At 72.1% G+C, this 1,611-nt stretch carries 2 protein-coding genes; both read right to left on the bottom strand.

What is annotated here, in order from left to right:
- The coding region (locus VG276_07545; GenBank protein ID HEV8649247.1) for an SPFH domain-containing protein at nt 1-579 on the bottom strand (579 nt) is incomplete at its 3' end.
- Nucleotides 576-1,611: NfeD family protein (locus VG276_07540; protein ID HEV8649246.1), on the bottom strand; the 1,036-nt coding region annotated here is incomplete at its 5' end. The genes VG276_07545 and VG276_07540, both read right to left, overlap by 4 nt.

Genomic DNA, 1,611 nt, shown 5'->3' with positions numbered 1-1,611 from the left:
GCCGGTGGCCTCGGTGACCACCGCGCGGCGGGTCCGCTCGGCCGACATCTGGCGGGTCATGGCCTCCTGGACCTGCGGCGGCGGGGTGATCTCGCGGACCTCGACGTTGGTGACCTTCACGCCCCAGCGCTCGGTGACCTCGTCGAGCTTCGCGCGGAGCTGCTCGTTCATCTGCTCACGCTTGGAGAGCACGTCATCCAGGCTCATGTCGCCGACCACGCTGCGCAGGGTGGTCGCGGCGATGTTCTGCGCGGCGCCGGCGAAGTACTGGACCCGTACCACGCTCGCCACCGCGTCGATGACCCTGGTGAAGATGATGAAGTCGATCGAGATGGTGGCGTTGTCCTCGGTGATCGCGGTCTGGCGCGGGATTTCCAGATACTGCTCGCGCAGGTCGACCAGGACCGGCCGGTCCACGACCGGGATGATCAGCACGAGCCCCGGCCCGCGCGTGCCCAGGGAGCGGCCCAAGCGGAACAGCACGATGCGCTGGTACTCGCGGACGATCCTGATCGAGAGGCGGACCAGCAGCACCAGCAGCACCAGCACGACCGCCAGCGCGATGTAGAACCCGATCATTCCCTCACGGTCCTTTCGGTTGCCTCCCGGGGCATCGTCGGCCCCGGCTCGACGATCAGTCGCAACCCGCGCCGCCCGACCACGCGGACGCCGCTCCCGGCGGGGATGGCGCCGCCGGCCGCCTCGGCGCTCCAGCGCTCGTGGCCGACCCGGACCTCGCCGCGGGGGCCGAGCTCCCCGAGCGCGACGCCCTCGGCCCCGACCAGTTCGTCCATGCCTCCGCCGGGCGCCGGCAGGGCGCGCGCCTCGAGCACGGCCTGGACCACGAAGCCGAAGAAGCCGGCCAGGACGGCCGTGACCAGCGCCAGCAGCCAGCGGGAGACGTGGACGTCGGGGGTCGACGGGTCGAACAGCAGCAGGCCGCCGAGGATCAGGCAGGCGATGCCGCCGGCCAGCGGCAGGCCGACGCCCGGATGCTTCAGCTCGACCAGGAACAGCACCACCGAGGCGGCCAGCAGGGCCAGCCCGCCCAGCCGCACCGGCAGGATGCCGAAGGCGACCACGCTGGTGACCAGCAGCAGCGTGCCGAGCACGCCCGGCACCGAGATGCCCGGGTGGAGCACCTCGATCACGATCAGGATCAGGCCGACGTAGAAGAAGACGAAGGCGAGGTTGGGGTCGATCAGCCCGTGCAGCAGCGCGACGCCGAGGCTCGGGTCCTGGGTCTGGACGGTGGCGTCGGCGGTGTGGAGGGTGACCGTGCCGGCCGCGGTCTCGACCTGCAGGCCGTCGACGTCCTTGAGCAGCGCCGCCGTGGAGTCGGCCAGCCGGTCGGCCACCGGCGGGTCCTCTGCGGCCGCCTGCTCGGCGGAGAGCGTCGCCGAGTCGCGCACGGCGGACTCCGCCCATTTGGCGTTGCGGTGGGTCTGCTCGGCCAGGGAGCGGATGAACGCGGCCGCGTCGTTGGTCACCTTCTCCTGCTCGATCGCGCCGCTCACGCCGACCGGGTGGGCGGCGCCGATGTTGGTGCCGTGGGCCATCGCGTTGGACGGGCAGGCGAGCATCACGAACGTCCCGGCGGAGGCGGCCCTG

The organism is Actinomycetes bacterium, from assembly GCA_036000965.1.
Classification (GTDB): Bacteria; Actinomycetota; CALGFH01; order CALGFH01; family CALGFH01; genus DASYUT01.
This window is presented reverse-complemented; position numbering and strand designations above follow the sequence as displayed.